The sequence below is a fragment of the Shewanella goraebulensis genome (assembly GCF_030252245.1).
Taxonomy (GTDB): domain Bacteria; phylum Pseudomonadota; class Gammaproteobacteria; order Enterobacterales; family Shewanellaceae; genus Shewanella; species Shewanella goraebulensis.
Genome location: NZ_CP126972.1, coordinates 1548841 through 1571585 on the forward strand (window position 1 = coordinate 1548841; position 22745 = coordinate 1571585).

At 39.4% G+C, this 22745-nt stretch carries 19 protein-coding genes and 1 other annotated feature; of the genes, 9 read left to right on the forward strand and 10 right to left on the reverse strand.

Annotated elements, in window-relative coordinates; all coding sequences use genetic code 11:
• Positions 1–98 precede the first annotated feature (98 nt).
• The 3 genes from QPX86_RS06515 (at position 99) to QPX86_RS06525 (ending at position 2798) form a co-directional block, all read left to right on the forward strand.
• Positions 99–1172, forward strand: coding sequence for a 3-deoxy-7-phosphoheptulonate synthase (locus QPX86_RS06515; RefSeq protein ID WP_285165143.1), 1074 nt, complete (start codon positions 99–101; stop codon positions 1170–1172).
• A 36-nt stretch (positions 1173–1208) separates the two neighbouring features.
• Positions 1209–2348 (forward strand): bifunctional chorismate mutase/prephenate dehydrogenase, encoded by a 1140-nt coding sequence (tyrA, locus tag QPX86_RS06520; RefSeq protein ID WP_220753589.1) that lies wholly within the window; start codon positions 1209–1211, stop codon positions 2346–2348.
• Positions 2349–2465: 117 nt separating this feature from the next.
• Complete coding sequence (locus QPX86_RS06525; RefSeq protein ID WP_220753588.1) at positions 2466–2798, forward strand: hypothetical protein; 333 nt, start codon at positions 2466–2468, stop codon at positions 2796–2798.
• A 99-nt stretch (positions 2799–2897) separates the two neighbouring features.
• Here the strand turns inward: QPX86_RS06525 and QPX86_RS06530 are convergent, their stop codons facing one another.
• Both QPX86_RS06530 and hpf read right to left on the reverse strand, forming a co-directional pair.
• Positions 2898–4853, reverse strand: coding sequence for a chorismate mutase (locus QPX86_RS06530; protein ID WP_220753587.1), 1956 nt, complete (start codon positions 4851–4853; stop codon positions 2898–2900).
• Positions 4854–4916: 63 nt separating this feature from the next.
• Positions 4917–5032 (reverse strand) — a sequence feature (Phe leader region).
• A gap of 176 nt (positions 5033–5208) precedes the next feature.
• Positions 5209–5562 carry a ribosome hibernation-promoting factor, HPF/YfiA family gene (gene hpf / locus QPX86_RS06535; protein WP_220753586.1) on the reverse strand — a complete coding sequence of 118 codons (354 nt, stop codon included), beginning with the start codon at positions 5560–5562 and terminating at the stop codon, positions 5209–5211.
• A 592-nt stretch (positions 5563–6154) separates the two neighbouring features.
• Between hpf and QPX86_RS06540 the strand changes: the two genes are divergently transcribed.
• The gene (locus QPX86_RS06540; RefSeq protein WP_285164673.1) at positions 6155–6835 is read left to right on the forward strand and encodes a cytochrome b/b6 domain-containing protein; all 681 of its coding nucleotides are present in this window, start codon (positions 6155–6157) and stop codon (positions 6833–6835) included.
• 194 nt (positions 6836–7029) lie between these two features.
• On the opposite strand, the gene QPX86_RS06545 is transcribed toward QPX86_RS06540, so the two are convergent.
• Positions 7030–7479 carry a c-type cytochrome gene (locus tag QPX86_RS06545; protein WP_285164674.1) on the reverse strand — a complete coding sequence of 150 codons (450 nt, stop codon included), beginning with the start codon at positions 7477–7479 and terminating at the stop codon, positions 7030–7032.
• 209 nt (positions 7480–7688) lie between these two features.
• On the opposite strand from QPX86_RS06545, the gene trpR reads away from it, so the two are divergent.
• On the forward strand, positions 7689–7967 hold the full coding sequence (trpR, locus tag QPX86_RS06550; protein ID WP_220753583.1) for a trp operon repressor: 279 nt from the start codon (positions 7689–7691) through the stop codon (positions 7965–7967).
• A 39-nt stretch (positions 7968–8006) separates the two neighbouring features.
• Here trpR and QPX86_RS06555 read toward each other — a convergent pair whose 3' ends face one another.
• Together QPX86_RS06555 and slyD are read right to left on the reverse strand one after the other, a co-directional pair.
• Positions 8007–8396, reverse strand: a complete 390-nt coding sequence (locus tag QPX86_RS06555) for a hypothetical protein (RefSeq protein WP_220753582.1) — start codon at positions 8394–8396, stop codon at positions 8007–8009.
• A gap of 298 nt (positions 8397–8694) precedes the next feature.
• Complete coding sequence (slyD, locus tag QPX86_RS06560; protein ID WP_285164675.1) at positions 8695–9252, reverse strand: peptidylprolyl isomerase; 558 nt, start codon at positions 9250–9252, stop codon at positions 8695–8697.
• Between the two features lie 690 nt (positions 9253–9942).
• On the opposite strand from slyD, the gene thrA reads away from it, so the two are divergent.
• From thrA to QPX86_RS06580, 4 genes are all read left to right on the forward strand, one after another.
• Positions 9943–12411, forward strand: a complete 2469-nt coding sequence (gene thrA, locus QPX86_RS06565; protein WP_285164676.1) for a bifunctional aspartate kinase/homoserine dehydrogenase I — start codon at positions 9943–9945, stop codon at positions 12409–12411.
• Positions 12408–13340: a homoserine kinase gene (thrB, locus tag QPX86_RS06570; RefSeq protein ID WP_285164677.1), complete on the forward strand. Its 933-nt coding sequence runs from the start codon at positions 12408–12410 to the stop codon at positions 13338–13340. The genes thrA and thrB overlap by 4 nt, the downstream gene beginning before the upstream one ends.
• A 29-nt stretch (positions 13341–13369) precedes the next feature.
• Positions 13370–14653, forward strand: a complete 1284-nt coding sequence (gene thrC / locus QPX86_RS06575; RefSeq protein ID WP_220753578.1) for a threonine synthase — start codon at positions 13370–13372, stop codon at positions 14651–14653.
• Positions 14654–14853: 200 nt separating this feature from the next.
• Positions 14854–15408, forward strand: a complete 555-nt coding sequence (locus QPX86_RS06580; protein WP_259651298.1) for a hemerythrin domain-containing protein — start codon at positions 14854–14856, stop codon at positions 15406–15408.
• An 85-nt stretch (positions 15409–15493) separates the two neighbouring features.
• On the opposite strand, the gene QPX86_RS06585 is transcribed toward QPX86_RS06580, so the two are convergent.
• From QPX86_RS06585 to QPX86_RS06605, 5 genes are all read right to left on the reverse strand, one after another.
• Positions 15494–15679, reverse strand: a complete 186-nt coding sequence (locus tag QPX86_RS06585) for a DUF3545 family protein (RefSeq protein ID WP_055025622.1) — start codon at positions 15677–15679, stop codon at positions 15494–15496.
• 199 nt (positions 15680–15878) lie between these two features.
• On the reverse strand, positions 15879–17516 hold the full coding sequence (gene pgi, locus QPX86_RS06590; protein WP_285164678.1) for a glucose-6-phosphate isomerase: 1638 nt from the start codon (positions 17514–17516) through the stop codon (positions 15879–15881).
• A gap of 25 nt (positions 17517–17541) precedes the next feature.
• Positions 17542–18495, reverse strand: coding sequence for a transaldolase (gene tal / locus QPX86_RS06595; protein ID WP_220753576.1), 954 nt, complete (start codon positions 18493–18495; stop codon positions 17542–17544).
• A 328-nt stretch (positions 18496–18823) separates the two neighbouring features.
• On the reverse strand, positions 18824–19927 hold the full coding sequence (locus QPX86_RS06600; RefSeq protein ID WP_220753575.1) for an OmpA family protein: 1104 nt from the start codon (positions 19925–19927) through the stop codon (positions 18824–18826).
• Between the two features lie 294 nt (positions 19928–20221).
• Complete coding sequence (locus tag QPX86_RS06605) at positions 20222–22588, reverse strand: phosphoketolase family protein (RefSeq protein WP_220753574.1); 2367 nt, start codon at positions 22586–22588, stop codon at positions 20222–20224.
• Positions 22589–22745: the final 157 nt, after the last annotated feature.

Below are 22745 nucleotides of genomic sequence, written 5' to 3' on the forward strand. Positions count from 1 at the left end.
AAAAGGCATAGTTAGCTCAAGTTTGTAATGGTGTAGCGTTACACTAATATTTTTAAAGTGTTGTTTAGTGATAAACCGATAAGAAGTGAGTAATGAGCATGCAACAAGATACGATTAATAACGTCCATATTAGTTCTGAAAAAGTGCTGGTGACCCCAGCTGAGTTAAAAAAAGAGTTACCGTTATCTGATCATGCTTATCAGTATATTTTAGATGCACGCCAAACCGTGGCCGATATTGTGCATAAGCGTGATAATCGCGTGTTAATCGTTACAGGTCCTTGCTCTATTCACGATATCGATGCCGCTAAAGAATACGCTTTAAAACTTAAAAAGCTTCATGATGAGTTAAGCGGCGAGTTTTACATCTTAATGCGAGTCTATTTCGAAAAACCACGCACAACAGTAGGCTGGAAAGGACTAATCAATGATCCAGATATGAATGAATCATTTGATGTAGAAAAAGGCTTAAGAATGGCACGTGAGCTGATGATTTGGCTTGCAGAATTAGAGTTACCTGTAGCCACAGAAGCACTCGATCCAATTAGTCCACAATATATGTCAGAACTTGTTACTTGGTCAGCCATTGGTGCACGTACAACTGAATCGCAAACTCACCGTGAAATGGCTTCGGGGTTATCTATGCCCGTCGGATTCAAAAATGGCACAGATGGCAAACTTGATGTGGCCATTAATGCATTAAAATCTGCAGCGAGTAGCCATAGATTTATGGGGATAAATCAGCAGGGGCAAGTATCATTACTGCAAACAGCAGGTAACCCAGATGGTCACGTGATTTTACGAGGTGGTAAAACACCGAATTATGATGCACAAAGTGTCGCAACATGCGAAGAGCAGTTACATAATGCTAAGCTCAATGCCCGATTAATCATTGATTGTAGTCATGGTAATTCATCGAAAGACTATACAAGACAGACCATAGTTTGCGAGGATGTATTTCAGCAAATAAATAACGGTAATCGTTCAGTGATTGGTGTCATGTTAGAAAGTCATTTGAATGAAGGTAATCAATCATCTGATAAGCCTTTACCAGAACTTGCATACGGCGTTTCTGTTACTGATTCATGTATTAATTGGGCAACAACAGAGTCATTATTACGTCGAAATGCCGATTTATTAAAAAACATATTACCGAATCGCTTTGCTGATTAACTAATGAGTAAGTCGTGCGATAGATGGATATAAGCTATGAATGAAAAAACCACATTAGATTTAGAAAACTTGCGCGACTTGATAGATGGCGTTGACCAACAACTACTAAACCTACTCCGCAAGCGTCTCGACCTTGTTGCGCAAGTCGGTACGGTAAAACACGCTGCAGGTGTGCCGATTTATGCACCGCAACGTGAAGCCTCGATGCTTGCAAAGCGCCGTAAAGAAGCCAGTGATATGGATATTTCTCCTCAATTAATTGAGGACATCCTTAGACGGTTAATGCGCGAATCTTACCTGAATGAAAAAGATGTCGGCTTTAAACAGGTTAAAACTGACCTTGGGCATATCGTTATTGTGGGTGGTGAAGGTCAGTTAGGTGGTTTATTCAGTCAAATGCTGACACTTTCAGGATATCAAGTTAAAAGCTTAGATAAAGACGATTGGCATCGAGCTGATGAGTTATTTGACGGTGCTGGTATGGTAATTGTTACTGTACCTATCAATGTCACTTGTGAGGTGATTCGTAGCAAGTTAAATCATTTACCTGAACAATGTATCTTAGCCGACCTTACCTCAATCAAATCTGAGCCACTAAAGGCGATGCTAGAAGCGCATAGTGGACCTGTAGTGGGTTTACACCCAATGTTTGGCCCAGATGTAGGTAGTTTAGCTAAACAAGTTGTAGTGGTGTGTGATGGCCGAGATTCAGATAAGTACCAATGGTTTTTAGAGCAAATTACTATTTGGGGAGCGCGCATAGTTAATGAAGATGCCGAACGTCATGATAAAGCAATGCAACTAGTGCAAGCCATGCGACATTTCTCAAGCTTTGTTTACGGGGTTAACCTATGCAAAGAAGAAGCTGATATAGAAAGCTTATTACAGTTCAGCTCACCTATTTATCGACTTGAACTTGCCATGGTAGGGCGTTTATTTGCTCAAGATCCTGAACTATATGCCGATATTATTTTTGCACAAGAAGGTAGCCAAGTGGCTATTAGTGATTACCTTGATAACTACCGTGATGCATTAGATTTACTGAAAAGTGGTAATAGGGAAGCATTTGTCGCGCAATTTAGAGATGTTGCTAAATGGTTTGGTGATTTTGCGCCGCAATTTCAGCACGAGAGTCGCGCTATGTTGCAGTCAGTGAATGATATGAAGACCAATTAGAGCAATTTTTCGGGTTAACGCTGCAAAAGATTGCGAAATATACAATCTAGGATTATTGTTATAAGGGAGTTGCGATAAGTAACTCCCTTAATTTTAACGTAATAGGAGTGAAATCTGATGACAGAGACAGAGGTGTATACTGCAGAAGATTTATCACTCGGGCATTTTTTATATGCGTTATTGAGTGCATTTCCGCTATTTTTCTTACCTGTTTTTTTCAGTTTAATTATTAATATTTCACAGACCAATATTGCTGCTAACTCTTTATTGTCATCTCATTTGCGCTGGCAACGTAACAGTATCACAGGATTAGTGCCGTTATTAATGATTGGTTACTTTTTACCACAGCTGTGGTTAAGTATACCGGTATTCATATTTGCATTAGTCTGGTTTAGTTATCGGGTTTTCAAAGGTTGGTTAGGTTTAAACGACAGTGTCAGTATGTATTAAGTGCTTGCTGGAGCTTATTTTTAGCCAAAGAGAACTGCAATAAACATAAAAAAACCGAACTCATCAGTTCGGTTTTTTGTTTTAGCGAGATATAAAAAATTACTGATGAAGTTGATGCAATAACTCAGCTTGTTGTTCCGAACATGTCAGTTGCTTTTCATTAATAATCAAGCCACTCGAACCTAGTTGCTTGATTGCGTTGGCTTGTTGGTTAATGAGCTTATCTTCGACGGCGTAACTCGTATTACCTAGCACTGGTAGATGACTTTCAGATATTATTTCAATGAGTCCGGCAAGATCTAAAGCAAGCTGCTCAGGGTTACTAAAGCTTCTAATTCCTGCTTCCACTAAAATAAGCTGTTGGTTACCTTGAGTCAGTATTTTGTTCGCTGATGCTAACCAATCGGCTGTACTTGCCATGGTATTTCGCTCTAACAATACAGGGGTACTTACAGAGCCAGCTATGGTGAGCAATTCATCATTGTACATTTCTTTGCCCGCGATATAGACCATGTCAGCGACTTTCACGGTTTCGTTAAAGTTAGTCACCGAATCTATCTGCACCGCGCTTGCTAATCCAGCCTGAGCAATCAAATGGCAATAGCCTTTTATATCCAGTGTACTCAAGTTTGCAGATGTAGGGTTGAGCAATAAGACAGCTTGAAATCCTGACTCTTTAATCTGTTTTACTTTGGTGGCAAATACATCAGTACTAATCGGCAGTGTTAATTGCTGCATTGCCGCAAAATCATCGCCGCCTACGTTAAATTGGTTAACCTCAATTAAAGTATTTTGTTGGCGGTATAGTTTTGAATACTTTGGCGCATCGTTATCTTGCGATGGCGTCTCTACTTTTTCCTTTGAGCTGATTGGTTCAATGAGTAATTGGCTATTGTTCAATTGAGTAGGCTTTACCGTTTCACAAGGGTAGCAACCTAATACTTTAATAAAGCGTGTTAGTCGCTCTAACTCTTTTAATGCCTGTTGAAGCTCGTTGGTTGCTAAATTAGCGTCAACATCTAGATAAAACATCTCTTCCCAAGGGGTTCCTGGTATTGGGCGAGACTCAAGTTTACTCATATTAATGTTATGTGCTTTGAGCACTAGAAGGGTTTCTACTAGTGCACCAGGTTTTTGCCCTGTCGCCATAATTAAGGTGGTTTTAGCTGGCAGTTGTGAAGGCACAGCGACAGCTTTTCTCGCCACAACAATGAAACGGCTTTGGTTAATTTTTTGATTAGCTAAGCCATTTTCAGCAGCGCTTAACTGGTATAGAGCACCACCCTCAGCACTACCGATAGCCGCAACACTGTTATCTTCAGCATCAATTACTTTTTGCATTGCCTCAGCACTGCTTGAGCAATATGCCAGAGTCAGATTAGGGTGTTGCGATAACCAATGGCTGCATTGGCTAATTGGCTGGGGATGAGCAAACACGGTTTTAATGCTATCTAAACTCGCGCCATCTTTAGTTAATAGACAATGCCCAACCTCTATAGTGGTTTCGCCAACAATAGACAATGAAGTGTGTTGTAGTACATCGTAAACTTCATTGATTGAACCTGATGAGGTATTTTCTATTGGCAGAAAGCCTAAATCAGCATGACCCAGCTCAACAGACTTAATAATTTCATCAAAGCTTTGGCAACCTAGGTCAACCATCTCTACTTGGCGGCGCTGACAAAAACGACTAGCAGCTAAATAAGAGTAGGAACCGCGAGCACCGAGATAAGCAATTGTCGATTGTTGTTGCTGTATTTCAGGGTTAGCTCTGCCATGTAAATACGCTTGTTGATTTAAAACTGAGTCTTCAATAATGCTTTGGTATAAAGAAATAACAAAATGCGCATCTAAACCGTGCTCACGTCCTTGCTCGACCAATCTAGCGAGTAATTCTTTTTCTCTTTGAGTATCGCGTATAGGTCTTACATCGACTTCTTTGCTGCGAGCAACATCTAAGCTTAAATTACGACGTTTAGACAATAAGGAAAGCAGCTCTTTATCTAAGGCGGTGATTTGTTTGCGGGTTTGGTTTAACTCTGGCGCTTTGTTCATATTTGCCTCAATGACGACTGCTTAGCTGACATACCTGTTTAACAGATAGCATTTAAAAATTAATAATAAAAAGCCCCCCGAGTGGGAGGCTTTATATTTCATTTTCGTTTTTACACAAAAATTCCGCCTCAATATGGGGGCTGCATAAAAAAGAAAATAAAATCGATATAGGTAAATTTGTTCATCTCATTAAAACTAAAGGGATGAAGGGAAAGTGTCAATCAAATTATGCTGAAGATTGCTCATAATCTTTCGTATGGCAAGGTTATGGGAATGATAAAGACTTATCTGACAAAATTTGAGCATTAAAAAGCGCACCCGAGGATGCGCTCTTGGTTAAACGTTAAATAAATCGTCAAGCTGCGGTTTCCTCCTTATAGTCATACTCAAAATCATTATCCGTTTCAGCTGTTGGCGAAACGTGACGTTGAGCTTGGGGCTTATGAGTCAGGCGATTTAGCTGTTTCTCCAGCTTTTTACCCATTGCAGTAATTGCTGCGTAAAGGTTCTCGTTTTTCGCCTGGGCAAATAGTTCTCCACTTGGCAAGCCTACAGAAGACTCGATCTTAAAGTTCTGCTTTTCCTGAGTAATGATAACGTGCGGGTTTATTAATTGAATATCGTGTCGTGCTAGTTTTTCAAATTGTCCTTCGATGCGTTCAAGAATTAGTGCAGTGACTTCAAGTTGCTTGCTAGTGATTTTCAGCATATTTCGAACCTTCTGTTGTTTGCTTAAATTCAGATTACCAAGCTTACAGACAAAAATCGTGATCTAAATCACATTTTGATAGGTGTTTTAGTCTGTTTGATTCATATTTGATCGCTTAGACAAAATGGATAAAAAAGTCACCAAAAATCCTTGTAATCTCTTTTTATTAAGCTCATATTGGAATGGATAACAATGTATGTGATTTATAAACTTCTGTTAATCATGCTTAAAATTTGCACAGATTATTAAGCTTCCAATACATCTAAATCTTCCTGTTTGTCCTTTTTTGCTAGTGTTTGAATAATCTCATATCGAAAAAGTTAACGCTTGTGGCTTGAATGCAAACTCGCTTACAAATCTCATATCAATTTAAACTCATAATTTGCTTGATCTTGATCTAAAACTTTTCGATTATATCGCCGTGAAATAAATTGTCGTAAAAGGCATAGCTTGTTAAAAACTGCGAAATTACCGCACATAACTTACCTTTCTTTACGTTTCTAATCTATCAGGGTGAGTTTAGTGCCTTTATAATCGAACAGAGTAAACACTATCGATTATTTACACATTAATAGTATTTACGGTGAATTATATGAGTATAGAACAAAAAAAAATTAAGGTATGGGATATACCCACTCGTTTATTTCATTGGCTCACTGTTGGCTTGTTAGTTTCACTTTGGTGGACGGCTGATAGTGGAGAAATGGAGTGGCATCAAATATGCGCTTATAGTCTGATGGTGTTAGTGATTTCAAGACTTTTATGGGGAATTGTTGGCAGCGAGACTTCTCGCTTTACTGATTTTGTAGCTGGCCCCAAAAAAGTACTGAATTACCTGACGGGAAAGCACTCATCAACAGTAGTCGGCCATAATCCATTAGGCGGTTACATGGTGCTATTTATGTTAACCGTGTTGAGTTTACAGTTGCTTAGTGGCTTATTTTCTAGTGATGATGTTTTTACTGAAGGTCCATTGTATTCGATGGTTTCATCTGAGCTTGGAGCTTGGTTTACCTGGCTTCATAAAGTTAACTTCAATGTCATTCTAGGCTGCATTATTTTGCATGTTTCGGTCATTTTGCTTTATGCAATAAAGGGGAATAACTTGGTGACGGCGATGATTTCTGGAAATAAAAAATTAACTGATGAAGAATACAAAATGCTTTCTAAAGAACCCAAAATGACTTCATCACTGATAGCAATGATGATTGTTGCATTAATTGGTTTGGTGGTTGGTTATTGGTTAATTGCGCCTATTGTAGCGTACCTATAATGATTAAGTGGCGTAACTTTAGTTATTAATAGTCCAGTGTTTGTATAGCGGTTAGTCAATTAACTAGAACAGCATTTTCAAAGTCTAAAAAAGCCCACTTTAATGTGGGCTTTTTATTGGTTACTACATCATCTATCGAATCATCGAATCATCGAATCACCGAATCACCGAATCACCGAAGCTAGAGATAATGATTAGTCTTTTTTGTACATATCATGGCAACCTTTACAGCTTTTGCCAGTATTCCCAAAAGCTTGTTTTATTTGCTTTTTGTCACCGGTTTGCGCTGCAATATTTAATTTAGCTGCATTTTCTTGGAACGTAGTCATTTTTTCGTCAAAGTCAGCTTTATTGTTCCATATTTTTGCAAGAGCTTCAGTGTTACCTTTGTCAGACCCGTCGATAAAGCCTTCATGAGGGATCTTAGAAAGAGCGGCAAGGTTTGCTGCACGTGTTTGGAACACGTTTAAGTCAAAATCCTTTTTCCCTTTCAACATCGCACCCATATCTCCAAACTGGTAGCGGATCAGGCTGAAACCAGATTTACGATAATCAATCGCATCATCAGTATCTTCAAAGTTATGTGCATTGACAGTAGGGATAAGTAATGCGCTCGCAGCAATTGCAAAAATTATGCTTTTCATAAGTTTTCTCTTATTTTCTAATTATATGGCTAGTGGTTTAAGTCACATTTTACACATAAATTTGAACTGAGTGCGAGACTTGTTTGTGTCTATTTGTAAGTAAAGTGACAAAAACAGCTAACAACGAAATAAATTACAAATTTACTTTTTGCTAGGTGTGAATTATTGGTACACTTTGTACTGTTGAGGCATTACTAAAAGAGAGTGTTATGCGAGCTGATTGGGATTGTGTTGTCGAGAAAGTGTTGAGTTATCCGAACTCTGATGAATTAGGCATTTTATTTCAACTATTACTGACAGAGGAAGAACGCAGTGCGGTCGCAGGTCGTTTGAAGGTTTTTCAATTGCTATTGGAAGGCGACTTGAGTCAGCGCCAAATTTCAGCTGATTATCAAGTTAGTATCGCAACGATCACTCGCTGTTCAAATTACTTAAAAAACATGCAACCTGCACAGAAGCAAAAAATCCAGCAATTACTGCTGGATTAATGAAATCAATCTAAAATTTAGACGGTGAGTCTAAGTTTGTTAGTTAAATTTGGCCTTGGTTTGTACCGTCGGAATTTTATGGTGACGATAGCTTATTCTGCGTAATAGAACGTAAGCACCATAGGTAAATAGGCATATCGATATCACTACACCAGAGTCTTTTGGTAGAAAGCGGAAAATTAATCCTGCTGACATGATGTAGATAAAAGGCAGATACCCATATATAGACTCGGGAAGTATCCCATCAATACGTTTTCTTTTGCGGTCTGTTCTGCGGTTTTTAGAACGTTGGTTCCAGATATGAGCACCATAAAAAAACACCAACAATGAAGCTAATATGGCGTATGGCTCTTTCAGCAGTGCAACACTTCCCGCTCCTACAATCATGTATGTAAGGGGCAAGATTTCATAAATCGGTTTAATTAACATAAGCACTCCGTCGCTTGTGATTAATCATGGGTAGGTTTTTTCAGGTTAAGTCTATGACCTCAGCAATTCCCTACCGTTACTAAACACCTGACCCATTAAATGCGTTTCCAAATTTAATCATAGTCAGTTAATTCATATTTAGTTTTGTAAATGTTCTTTAACTAATATGAATAATAACGCAAAAAAAATACGTTACCCAATTTATTGGCTAACGTATCTTTGAATTCAAACTTTAGGTTTAGGGTTATATAGCTAACTCATTGAAATAAGCATAATGAGCTTAGTTATTTGACTCTAATTAATGGCAACCACAGCCGCCATTACCATCACAACCTGGTTTTTCTGTATCACATTGCTCATGTTCGTGAGCATGATCGTGTCCACAACCACCAGCAGTATGAATATGGCCGTGAGCGATTTCTTCAGCTGTCGCTTCGCGCACGTCCATCACTTCAACACTAAAATTTAATGCTTGACCTGCTAAAGGGTGATTGCCATCAACGACAACAACAGTATCTTTCACTTCAGTGACTTGAACTGGACGTTGGCCCATTTCGGTTTCAGCGATAAAACGCATACCCGGAACGATATCTTCTACATCACCGAATGCTTCTAAAGGCACTTCTTGCTTAAGGCCTTCATGGTATTCACCATATGCTTGCTCAGTAGGTATGTTGGCATCAAACTTATCACCAATGACTTTGCCTTCAAGTTCACTTTCTAAGCCTGGAATTAGGCCCTCAGTACCATGAAGATATGCCATAGGCTCTGCTTCAAATGAGCTTTCAATAAGTTGGCCATCTTGGTCTGTTAAACGGTAGTGAATAGTCACTGCTGAATGTTTTGTGATTTTCATAACGACTCCAATTCATAATGTGGCCGCATGATAATACTTTTTATAGTAGGGGGGAATGATCAGTATCAGCTTTTGCTTATTCAATCACATGTTTTGTAAATTCAGTTAGATGAATCAATTTCATCTTGGATAACATAGCTGAGATTGATAAAACTGGTTGTTTGTCGAGGTTGGATGTTTTTATAAGGTGTAAGCCCAACAATTATTGGTTAGTGGTTTATATTTAAGCTTGTGGCTGTTTAGGTTTATGTTTTATATGAATTTTAATTAACTTGAGGTTTTGGTGTTACGTTAACGTAAACATCCATAATAGCCTTTTTGTCTGGTATATATTGTATAAAATATGATGTTTGATTGTTCTAATCGCTATTTTAGACTGATGTGGAATATGTGCTTTTAAATAAAGCTATAGTTAAGGGTTGACAACAGACACGTAAAAAAGCAATTCTATTATTAATTCAAAACAAACACATAAAAATTAGTCGAGTGTCATGATGAAAATCCAGTTCCATGTTGTAGCTACCATTATTACAACCACCACAATTAACATTGTGGGGGCGGGCTGAGTACACCCTAAAGAATTTTTACAACAAGCCCGCTTCCCACAAAGAAGCGGGCTTTTTGTTTTCAGGCTTTAAAATATTTCGATTTAAAATTTAACTTAGCGCTAGCGAGTCAAGGGAGTAGAAAATGAAAGTAATGAAATTTGGTGGGACCTCGTTAGCCAACTGGCAACGTTTCTTAATGGCTGCGGACATCATCGAGCAATCAGCAAAATCTGAATCGATTGCCACAGTATTATCAGCCCCAGCCACTGTGACCAACGGATTGCTTGAACTTGTTGATTTAGCGCAGCGTGGTGAGGACTATTCAGCAGTAATAAGCCATATTGAAACGGTATTTAATGGCTTGTTTGAACATGCTGCCGATCAATTAATATCGGCACAACAGAAAAGTTTATTAGAGGCAAAGCTTGCTGCACAGCTTGTTGATTGGAACGATAAACTTACAGGTATTAAGTTACTTAATGAATGTCCTGATCATGTACAGGCACAAGTCGTTGTATCTGGTGAGCGCTTATCTGCTGCGTTAATGGAACAAGTGATGCTGGCTAAATCACTTACGGCAGCTCAGTTCGATCCAACTCAGTTATTTGTAGCCCATGGTAAAGCCTTAGAGTCAGTGGTTGATATCAGTGTCAGTAAACCGCGTTTTGCAGCACTCGCATTAAATGAAGCAAGAGTGTGGATAATGCCAGGTTTTACCGCAGCCAACGAGCAAGGTAAAACAGTGACGTTAGGGCGTAATGGCTCTGACTACTCAGCGGCAGTTTTAGCTGCTTGTTTAGATGCGTCTAGCTGTGAGATTTGGACTGATGTTGATGGTGTTTATAACACCGATCCACGTGTTGTAACTGATGCAAAGCTTTTAGAGCAACTTAGCTATCAAGAAGCGATGGAACTGTCATATTTTGGTGCTAAAGTGCTGCATCCTAAAACGATTGCACCTATTGCGCAGTATCATATACCTTGCTACATCAAAAACAGCTTTAATCCTTCAGCACCTGGTACTTTAGTATCCAATGAAGTGGACAAAACTGGCCTACAAGTTAAAGCGATTTCTAATCTTGATAATCAAACCATGTTTAATATTTCAGGCCCCGGCATGAAAGGTATGGTTGGTATGGCAAGTCGTACATTGGAAGCTATTTCAAGAAGCGGAATTTCAGTCTCGTTAATTACTCAAAGTTCATCTGAATACAGTATTAGCTTCTGTGTTAACACTGACGAAGCAGAAAAAGCTAAGCAAGCACTTGAACTTGAATTTGAATTAGAGATTCAGTCCGAGCTATTAGAGCCTATTGAGTTAAGACAAGACTTAGCTATTGTGTCGTTAATTGGCGATGGAATGAAAACTCATAAAGGCGCAGCAGCTAAGTTCTTTAGTGCTTTAGCTAAAGCGAGTGTCAATATTGTTGCGATTGCACAAGGTTCGTCAGAACGTTCTATTTCAACTGTTATTCAACAGCGTAAAACAAAACATGCGATCAGTGCCTGTCATCAAGCTTTCTTTGATGTGCAGCAATACCTTGATGTGTTTTTAGTTGGTGCAGGTAATGTAGGTGCAGGATTGTTAGAGCAAATCAAACAACAAGCTGCAATGCTGAAAGAACAACATATCACCATGAGAGTATGTGGTGTAGCAAATTCACGCAAAATGCTGCTTAACAGTGATGGAGTCGATTTAGCTAATTGGCAGGCATTGCTCGCAGATTGTGATATGCAATATGATTTAACAGAGTTATTTGCATGGGGTAAGGAACAACAGTTGTTGAACCCCGTACTCGTTGACTGTACTTCAAGTGAATTGGTGTCAGACCGATACGTTGATGCGATGAACTCAGGGTTTCATGTTGTTACGCCTAATAAGAAAGCTAATACCCGCGATTATCAATATTATCAGCAGCTTCGCAGCACTGCGCTATTGCAACGTCGTCAGTTTTTATATGAAACAACTGTAGGTGCTGGCCTTCCGGTAATTGATAACTTGAAAAAGTTACTTTATGCAGGTGATAAGCTTCAACGTTTCAATGGTATTTTATCGGGTTCACTCTCTTATATCTTTGGTATGTTAGATGAAGGGATGAGCTTATCTGCTGCAACATCGATAGCCCGTGAAAAGTGCTTTACTGAACCGGATCCTCGTGAAGACTTAAGTGGTATGGATGTCGCGCGTAAAGTGCTGATCTTAGCCCGTGAAGTTGGCATGGAATTAGAGCTTGAAGACATTAACGTTGAGTCAGTTTTACCTAGCTCATTTGATGACTCTGGTGACATTGATACCTTTTTGGCTAATTTACCAAAACTTGATGCTGAAGTTAGCGCTCGAGTCGAAGCTGCCAAAGCTGAAGGTAAAGTGTTGCGTTATGTAGGACAAATTGAGTCTGGCAAGTGTTATGTGCGCATTGCTGAAGTTGATGCAAGCGACCCTTTATACAGTGTTAAAGGTGGCGAGAATGCATTAGCGTTTTACAGTCGTTACTATCAACCAATTCCATTTGTATTAAGAGGCTACGGCGCAGGTACTGATGTGACCGCAGCTGGCGCATTTGCTGATGTATTAAGAACACTTAATTGGACTCGTGAGGTAGGATTATGAGCATAACGGTTTATGCCCCAGCCTCAATGGGAAATGTCGGTGTAGGCTACGATTTACTTGGCGCAGCGTTAGCGCCAATTGATGGCAGCTTATTAGGTGATAGAGTAATGATTGAAGCAGCAGATAGCGGCGTACATTATTCACAATCTGGCCCGTGGGCTCATAAATTACCTGAAGATGGTAAGCAAAATATTGTTTATCAATGTGCTGAGTTTTTCCTAGAAAAGCTTAATAGCACTCAAGGAGTTGCTATTGGTTTAGAGAAAAACTTACCTGTTGGTAGCGGCTTAGGTTCGAGCGCAAGCTCGGTAGTCGCCGCACTTTACGCACTTAACGAACATTTTGAACAACCATTTGATGAACAAGCGTTGTTACTTCTAATGGGCGAGTTCGAGGGAATGATTTCTGGTAGTGTGCATTTTGATAATGTTGCGCCATGTTACTTGGGCGGTATGCAGCTAATGCTAAACACCCCTAAACAAGTGTGCGCGGCCATTCCAAGCTTCAAGCAATGGTATTGGGTTGTTGCTTACCCAGGCATTTCATTGTCGACTGCCAAAATGCGTGAGCTGTTACCGAGTCAATATGACAAGTCGGTGGCAATTGATTTTGCGCGTCATTTAAGTGCATTTGTTCACGCCAGCTATCAGCAAGATGCAGAGCTTGCGATATCTGTACTGAAAGATGTTATGGCTGAGCCTTATCGAGCAGCAGCTATACCGGGTTATACAAATGCTCGTGACGAACTTGAAAGAATTGGCATGTTAACCACTGGTATTTCTGGCAGTGGTCCAACGCTATTTTCTATTACTGACTCACTTGAAACAGCACAAGCAGCTCAATTATGGTTAGAGCAACACTATTTATCTCAGGCTGGTGGTTTTGCCCATGTCTGTAAACTGGATGAGTCTGGTACTCGTCGGGTTTAATACTGAATTAATTTATTAAGGCGTTAAAAATGGAATTATATAATTTAAAGCATCCATCACAAGTGGTGAGTTTCAGCGAAGCAGTGCAGTTAGGGTTAGGTAAAGATCGCGGTTTGTTTTTTCCTAAGTCTATACCAGTGTTAGATAATATGGATGAGCTGCTTGATCTTCCTTTTGCTGAACGTAGTAAACGTATTTTAGGCGCTTGGCTAGCAAGTGAAATAGGCCAAGAAAATGTTGATAAGCTAGTTGATAATGCGTTTACCTTTGACGCACCATTAGTTAAAGCTGATGACAAACGTGCTTGTTTAGAGTTATTCCATGGCCCTACATTAGCTTTTAAAGATTTTGGTGCACGATTTATGGCGCAGTGCGTCAACTTACTTGCTGGCGATAAAAAACTGACTATTTTAACTGCGACCTCTGGTGATACTGGCGCTGCAGTAGCAGATGCATTTTATGGGTTAGAGTCTGTTCAAGTAGTCGTGATGTATCCGAAAGGAAAAATCAGTGAATTACAGGAAAAGATGTTTACTACTTTAGGTAAGAACATTCACACTGTTGCCGTAACTTCTGATTTTGATGACTGCCAAACACTTGTTAAGCAAGCTTTTGATGACAGCGATGTACGAGACGGCTTGCATTTAAATTCAGCTAACTCAATCAACATAAGTCGTCTGTTAGCTCAGATTTGTTATTACTTTGAAGCTGTTGCGCAGGCTAAACAAAATAGTGATGAAGAAATTGTAGTATCAGTACCGAGTGGTAATTTTGGTAATTTAACTGCGGGCTTATTTGCTAAGGCTATGGGGTTACCAATTAAGCGTTTTATTGCGGCGACTAATTCAAATGACACAGTACCGCGTTACCTATCTGCAGGCGATTGGGCCCCCAATGCCACTGTTGCGACAATGTCTAATGCGATGGATGTCTCTGAGCCTTCAAATTGGCCACGTGTTGAAGCCATTTGTGAAGTGATGAAATGGCCTTTATCTTCAATTACAGGGTTAGCATTGACTGAAGCGCAAACAGCTAAAGCGCTAAATGAGTTATACCAATTAGGTTATCAATCAGAGCCTCACGCAGCGATTGCCGCTCAAGGGTTATCTGACGAGCTTAAAGAAGGGGAGACAGGGATATTCTTAGGTACAGCTCACCCTGCTAAATTCAAAGATGTGGTCGATGCTCAATTAAATATCAGTTTATCACTGCCTGCAGAACTTGAAGCCGTAGTGAATAAACCTATTTTATCGGCAGAACTTGATGCGGATTTTGAGCAACTTAAAGCTCATTTATTTAAAACACTCGCCTAATCATTTGTCGTTCTATTTGTGAGTATAGAAAGCACCTTTGGGTGCTTTTTTATTACTGCAATTTTGTTCGTCATTGTTTTAAATCACTTTTTTGACAATTTATAATTTTATGATCTTCGTCATAACATCATTAATAGCACTAGTGTAGATTGGATATATTCAATGTTTGCTTAATCTTTATACGTGAAGGAATGGTGATAATGGATAAGATGATACTGAAAAGGCTTATGAATGATCATAAGCATATTGCTATTTTGCTTGATGTATTAGCTAAGAAAAACATTAAGCTGTCAGAAGGTGAAGCAGTAAACTTTGCCTTGATAAGAGACGTTGTAGAGTATATGCAAGTCTATGCTGAACATAGCCATCACCCTTTAGAAGACATTACATACGATTACTTTGTGAAAAAGTTTTCAAGTCCTTGTAATACCCAATTGCATGAAGAACATAGCCGACTTGCTGAATATTCTGGCGCCTTAATGTATAGCTTGAATTTGATTTTATCAGATGTAGTGATTTCTAGAGAGAAGCTAGTCACAGATCTACAAGCCTATGTAGAAATTCAACAAAAGCATATGGAATATGAAGAGACCGAGTTGTTTCCTTTATTTGCCAAACAACTTCAAGCTGAAGATTGGCAAGCGATTAAATCTCAGTGTGAAAAGCAATTAGTTGAAGATCCATTATTTAGTGATAATGATGAAACTATATTCGAAGAGTTAAAAGAGCATATTTCACATGTAGATAAAAGGTGATTTAACATTTTAGATACAAAAAGAGCGCCAAAGGCGCTCTTTTTTATTTTGAAATTTGAATAACTATTCAATTAGTCATTAATACCTAAAGAGGCATTGTTTCAAAATCAAAATCAAAACTAGTATCGATGTCTTGAAGTTCTTTGAGTAGACGCTGTTTGTCCTTTAACGCTTCTATCTCCCGCCATTTACGTTTTTTATTTGAGCTTTTTGAGCGAGTTGGTCTTTCAACAACTTGGTCTAGCGCACCACCATAGTCTAAACGATCCATGGTAAACCTCCCTTGTTATTATGATGTCTCTATGCAAATAAGTATCATATTTCTTCGCTATTGTGCAATAGCCATGTTTCATTTTTGTTAACTTGAGCTGACAAGTTAATGAAGGTTAACTGGACTATTTAGAGACTTGTGCTACCGAGTTGATTGAAGTGCTAATAAAAAAGCCAGCTTGCGCTGGCTTTTTTAGTGTTTATATCTGACCTTGTCGATACAAATTAATTAATGCATTACTAGAAGAATCTAACTCAGTTGCCGCACTTTCAGCGCCAATCCGGTCCAGTACATCATTTCCAAGTAATTTGCCTAACTCTACACCCCATTGGTCAAACGAATTTATTTGCCATATAGCACCTTGAACGAAGGTTCTATGCTCATAAAGGGCAATGAGTGATCCTAAAGTAGTTGGAGTCAGTTTATCCATTAATAACGTATTGCTTGGTTTATTACCTGTCATCACTTTATGTTGCGAAATAAGCGTTTTATCAGAATCAGGTAAGTCTTTACCTGATAACTCAGCTAATGCTTCATCAAAAGTTCGGCCTTGCATTAATGCTTGCGTTTGGCCAAAGCAGTTTGATGCAAGTTGATTATGATGCTCGCCTAATGGATTGTGACTTTGCAGTGGCATAATGAAATCAGCAGGAATTAATGCAGTTCCTTGATGCAATAACTGATGGTAAGCATGTTGGCCATTGGTGCCTTCACCGCCCCAAATGACAGGCCCTGTGCTGAAATCGACTTCAGTGCCATCTAACATGACCGATTTTCCGTTACTTTCCATATCAAGTTGCTGGAAGTAAGCTGGTAAACCACGCAGGTAATGATCGTAGGTCAGTACAACATGTGACTGAGCATTATGGAAGTTGCCGTACAATACTGACATCATGCCCATAATGACAGGCATGTTTTGCTCCAGCGGTGTATTGGCAAAATGGTTATCCATTTGGTGAGCACCATCAAGCAATTGCTTGAAGTTATCCATTCCCACAAGAAGCGCGATAGGTAAACCAATTGCTGACCATAATGAATAACGGCCGCCAACCCAGTCCCACATAGGGAAGATGTTTGTAGCATCAATACCAAACTCTGTGGCCTTAGCAACGTTTGAAGTTACTGCGACAAAATGCTTAGCAACGTCAGTTTGTAAGCCGCCATTTGCTAAAAACCATTCTTTTGCGCTTAAGGTGTTTGTTAATGTTTCTTGAGTGCCAAATGACTTAGAAGACATCACAAATAAGGTTGTTTCAGCGTCTAAATTCTTTAACTTTTCACAAATAGAGCTAGCATCAACATTGGCCACGAAATGACAATTTAGACCTTTAACCCAGTATGGTCGAAGTGCCTGTGAAACAATCTTAGGACCTAAGAAAGAGCCGCCAATACCAATACTGACGATGTCTGTAATGGTTTTACCGGTATAGCCTTTCCATTCGCCTTGTTGTACTGATTCAACAAACTGTGCCATCTTAGCTAAAGTTTGCTGAATTTCAGGAACAATATTATTGCCTTCAGCCATGATGACCTGCTCAGGCTTACTGCGAAGTGCCGTATGCAGTACTGCGCGTCCTTCAGTATTGTTAATAATATCGCCGTTAAACATAGCCGCAATTTTATTACTTAAATCAGCTTCTTTAGCTAACTTAAATAGTAAGCTTAAAGTTTCATCATCAACTCGGTTTTTAGAATAATCTAATAACAAACCGCAATCTTTAACACTTAATTGCTCAAATCTCGAAGGGTTTTGGGCAAATAATTCACGCATATGTGGTAATGCTGCTGCATTTTGAGATAACTGCTGCCAGGTATTACTCTGAGTTAAATGTGTCATGCAAATCACTCCATTGAATTTGGATTTAGCCAAGTTTCTCGTTTAACATGACCTCTAATTTTCCTTGGTCAATGGCAAAATTTCGAATACCTTCAGCAAGTTTATCAACTGCCATAGGGTCTTGGTTATATTCCCAGCGGAACTGTGCTTCAGTTAGCGGCGTTGGCGCAGCTTTGATTGATGTTGCAGGCTTAAGCTTTTGCGTGATTGCTACATCACTGTTAGCAAGTTCTTCAAGTAATGCAGGGCCAATTGTAAGACGGTCACAACCCGCAAGCTCGATAATTTCACCGATATTACGGAAACTTGCACCCATAACGACAGTGCTATATCCATGACGTTTGTAGTAATCATAAATGTCTGTCACTGATACAACGCCAGGGTCAGTTTCTGCAGTATAATCTTGGCCTGTATCTTTTTTATACCAATCTAAAATACGACCAACGAATGGAGAAATTAGGTATACGCCAGCTTCAGCACACGCGCGTGCTTGGGCAAAGCTGAATAATAAAGTTAAGTTACAATTAATGCCTTCTTGTTCTAATTGCTTTGCTGCGCAAATACCTTCCCAAGTAGAAGCCAGTTTAATCAGGATACGAGATTTATCGATGCCAGCTTCTTTATATAGCTGAATAAGCTTGTGCGCTTTTTCAATTGAACCTGCTTTGTCAAACGAAAGACGTGCGTCAACTTCTGTTGAAATACGGCCAGGAACAATTTTTAAAATTTCCACGCCAATATTGACCGCTAATTTATCGCCAGCATCTTCAACTTGTTGTGCAACATCACTTGATTGGCCTTTTGCCCATGCAATGGCGTCATCAATTAGAGGTGCATATTCTGGAATTTGTGCTGCTTTTAGGATCAGAGAAGGGTTGGTGGTCGCATCTTCAGGTTGGTAACGTTTAATTGCTTCGATGTCGCCAGTGTCTGCAACAATGGTTGTTAGTGCTTTAAGTTGAGCTAACGTGTTCGCCATGGAAATTTCCCTCTCAAGTAACAAAGTTATTTTGTTCAGTGCGGTTATTAGAAGCGATTTTACTGTATTTTCCAACAATTTTTGTAAAAAAATTACATAAAAATTGCCATTTAGAGCGTTTTAACGGAAAAACTTGTTATTTAATATCTGATTCTTTAGTTATTTAACAAATTTACCCGCTTGTTAAAAAATTTGTTACCGATAACAACCTTGTGGTTGTAAGGGTTTCTTTATTCTGTTTGTTAAAATTCAAATGAAAGTTTTAAAATAAAAAGTCGCTGCAAGCAGCGACTTTATTATTTCAATTAAGCTTAGTACTTATTGTATTTTATTTTAGTACAGGACGCTTTTCTGCACCACTGACTACAGCTTCAATACGACGGTTTTGCTTGTTAGCTTCCGCTGAAGTGCCTTCTATGATTGGGCGATCTTCACCAAATCCAACAGCTTTTAAACGAGTAGCATCAATACCGTAGTCATTAACTAGTGCATCTACAACTGCTTGAGCTCGTTTCTCTGATAATTCCATATTGTAATCAGAATTACCAACGTGCGAGGCATGTCCTTCAATAACCACTGATGTATGTGGGTTGTCTTTTAAGTACTTCGCTGCTTTGTCCATACGCGGTTTTGATTCAGGTTTTAAAACTGCAGAATCATTATCGAATAATAGGCCTTCTAAGCGTGAAGAAATTGGTGCGTCTTCATAAATAGTACAACCTTGTGCATCAACTTTATGGGTCGAAGGTGTATCAGGGCATTTATCTAAATCATCTGTTACACCATCATTATCTGAATCTATTGGTGCAGCAACAACGGGAGCAACGACAGGTGCTGGCTTATCTACGCCGAAGCGGTAGCTAAGTTCAAGTCCCCAATAGTTACTTTCCATATCGAGCGTATTGTATTTATCATCATCTAGGTTTTCATAACGACGATATTTAGCTTGTAGCTTTAGATTTTGGGTAAAGTTGTAACCAAAGCCAACACCAACATAAGGTGCTATGCCGCTGTCACTATAATATTCAGTATTATAGTTTTTCTTATTAGAAATAAGGTAGTTCATTGCACCAGCTTCAGCTGAAAAACTCCACTTTTCGCTAATAGGTAAAAATGCTGCTAAACCTAACGTCATGCCTCTAGCGCCAACATCGTTACGTTTGTTGCTGTAGTCGGTCCATTCTGCGCGACCTAAGTCACGGTAGCCTAGCTCGACACCAAAGTAATCGTTAAATAAGTAACCACCGAAAACATCCCATGCATATGGGTCATCTTCACCGCACACTTTCATTGTTTTCTGATCGCAGTTAGGTTCATAGTTATTAATACCTAAACCACCACCTACGTACCACGGTGTTAGCTCTTGTTCTGCTGAAGCAGCAAAAGGTAACATAGAGGTGAGTAATACTACTTTTAATGTGTTCTTCATCATGTATAAGTCCATTGTTATTTTACTCCACCATAACGCATGCAAGTTAATAGTTTGTTGCATGTGTCGCTGACGCTTATGTGGTGTTCCTATTATGCTTTTGTCAGCAACGTAATTATCGTCGTAAATTCAATGGTTTTCCATAGTAAGAAAGATTAATGTTTCTATTAATTAGAATATCTTTGTTATTTAAGTTGTGCTGGTGTTGTTTATTTGGTTTTTATGCGGGCGTTTAAGGCATTAAAAAAGCGCCCTAGGGCGCTTTTTATTTAATCGAATGTGTATTGATAATCTCAGTTAACGAGTCCAGACCCAGTTTTCAATCTCTTGTGGGTCAACACCATTTGCTTTGATGTAGTTACGGTGCTCAACTAATCGCTGCAACATATCAGTAGTGATAGCCACATGCTGAGTTTCATCAATAACACCTTGTTGGAACAGTTTGTATGCCATATCAATCACTAAATGATAGCGTGATGTGCCATTTCGAACGCCCATATCGAATGGTGTGGTTGTTGAACCTTCTTCTTCATAACCTTTAATTCGAAAACGGCGGCTACCTTTATAGTCAAATACGAGCTTTTTAATCGTATTAGGGTAGCCATGATAGTTAAATACTACGCCTTTATCTTCGGTAAAGATTTCATCCATCATCCAAGGTTTTGCTTGGAAATCTCGGCTACCTAGACCATTACTGTTTAATTCTGTGACACTGACAAATCGAATGCGTACTCTTGGCAGTAATTCGCGAATTAGTACTAGTGAAGCCATACATTCCTGCGTGACGTAATCGCCACAACCTGCAAGTACAACATCTGGGTTTTCGTCTGAGGCGAAATCCCACACCATAACACCATCTTCTGTTTGCTTGCGAGATTCATCAAGTGATAGCCATTGAGGTAAATCTTTTTTACCTGCAACGAGAATATTTAACTTGTCACGGTCTTCATAAGCACGTTCAGTGTAAGTAAGAGTGGTGTTGCCGTCTGCTGGTAAATACGCAGAGATAATGTCAGGGTGTTTCTCGAGCATTGCCCCTAAGAAAGAAGGGTTTTGATGAGAGTAGCCATTGTGATCTTGACGCTCTAGTAATGAAGACAGCACCACATTACAAGAAGGTACAGGTTTACGGAAATGAACCCCTTGGCTTGCATATACATATTTACAGTATTGGTCAGCCATTGATGAAACGACTTGAGAGAAAGCTTCGTAGGTCGGGAACATTGCATGGCGACCTGTGACAGTGTAACCGTGCATCATACCAAAGAGTAAGTTCTCTGAGAGTAGCTCAATCACACGGCCGTCACGAGCCATGTCTTGATCCCAACTCTTTATTGGCCATTGCCAAGCACGGTCAGTTTCTTCGAAGACCGCTTGCAATTGATTAGAGTATGTTTCGTCTGGGCTGAAAATACGAAGGTTGCGTTGATCGCGGTTTAATTTAAATGCATCGCGCATCCATTCGCCCATCTTATACATTGAAACACCGCGAGTACCGCGAGGAGTTTCAGGGCCATAACTTAGTTTTTTAAGATCAGGCTGAGCAAGAGCGCGAACGACTTCACCGCCGTAGCTTAAATGTTGGCGACCGCAGCATAAGTGCTTAGGTGGAATAAGTGATTGGATATCTTTATCAAAGGTAATTTGACCTTCAGTATTGATTTCACACAATTCGTCAAACTTATAACTGTCTAACCATTCGTTTAACGCGGTTAAATGACTTGCGTCAGTGGCGCACTTATTAACGATAACTTGATGTGATTCGCAGTTACCTTCTAGTTTTTTACCGCCATGTTCTGCTGTACCAGTCCAACCTTTAGCTGTACGCATTAAAATAACAGGCCAGCGAGGTTTACAAACATCTTCGCCATTGCGAGCACGAGTTTGAATGTCGTTGATCATTTCGTAAGACAAGTCCATCGCATTCGACATTTGGACGAACACATCTTCTTCAAGCTCATCATCAACAATAATTGGGTGGTAGCCTAAGCCGCGGAATTCAAGATCGAGTTCTTCATGATCCATACGTCCCATTCGAGTCGGGCCAGAAATTTTATAACCATTAATGTGAACGATTGGCAGTACTGCACCATTAGTAGCTGGGTCTACTAAACGATTTGCATACCATGAAGCTGCTAATGGCCCAGTTTCTGACTCACCATCACCTACCAGACAAGCCGCAATTAAATTTGGGTTATCAAGTACAGCACCCCAAGCAACAGAAAGTGAGTAACCTAATTCACCTCCTTCAAGAATTTGCCCCGGCGCTTCAGGGTTTGCATGAGAAGGGTAACCGTAAGCTGCAGAGAACTTTTTACAAATATCCTCAATGCCAGCTTCATTATATGGAATGGTTTCTGGATAGAAGTGACTTAATGAACCTTCAACAAATAAGTTAGCTTGAACTGCAGGGAAACCATGGCCAGGACCTACAAGATAAATGAAGTCTCTTTGATGTTTGACGATGAGGCGATTAACGTTAGCGTAGACAAAGTTTATCCCAGGGCAGGTTCCCCAATGACCAAGTAGTCTTGGCTTAATATCTTCGTGTTTCAAATCTCTTTTGAATAATACATTTTGTTTTAGGTAGATTTGAGAAGTGGCGAGAAAGTTTGTAGCTCGAACAAATTTCTTTAGCGACGTGATTTCATTTTCATGCGTCATAATTGACCTCAATGTTTAAAGTAAAATTTATTTAACCTTTAATGAGAACACTGTATTCTTAAAACGGTTGCAATAATGTGGTCTTTGTCTAAGTTTTTATTAAATCTTTTTATTAAAAAAATGGGTGTAGGTTGATTTGATGTTAATTCTTTTACGA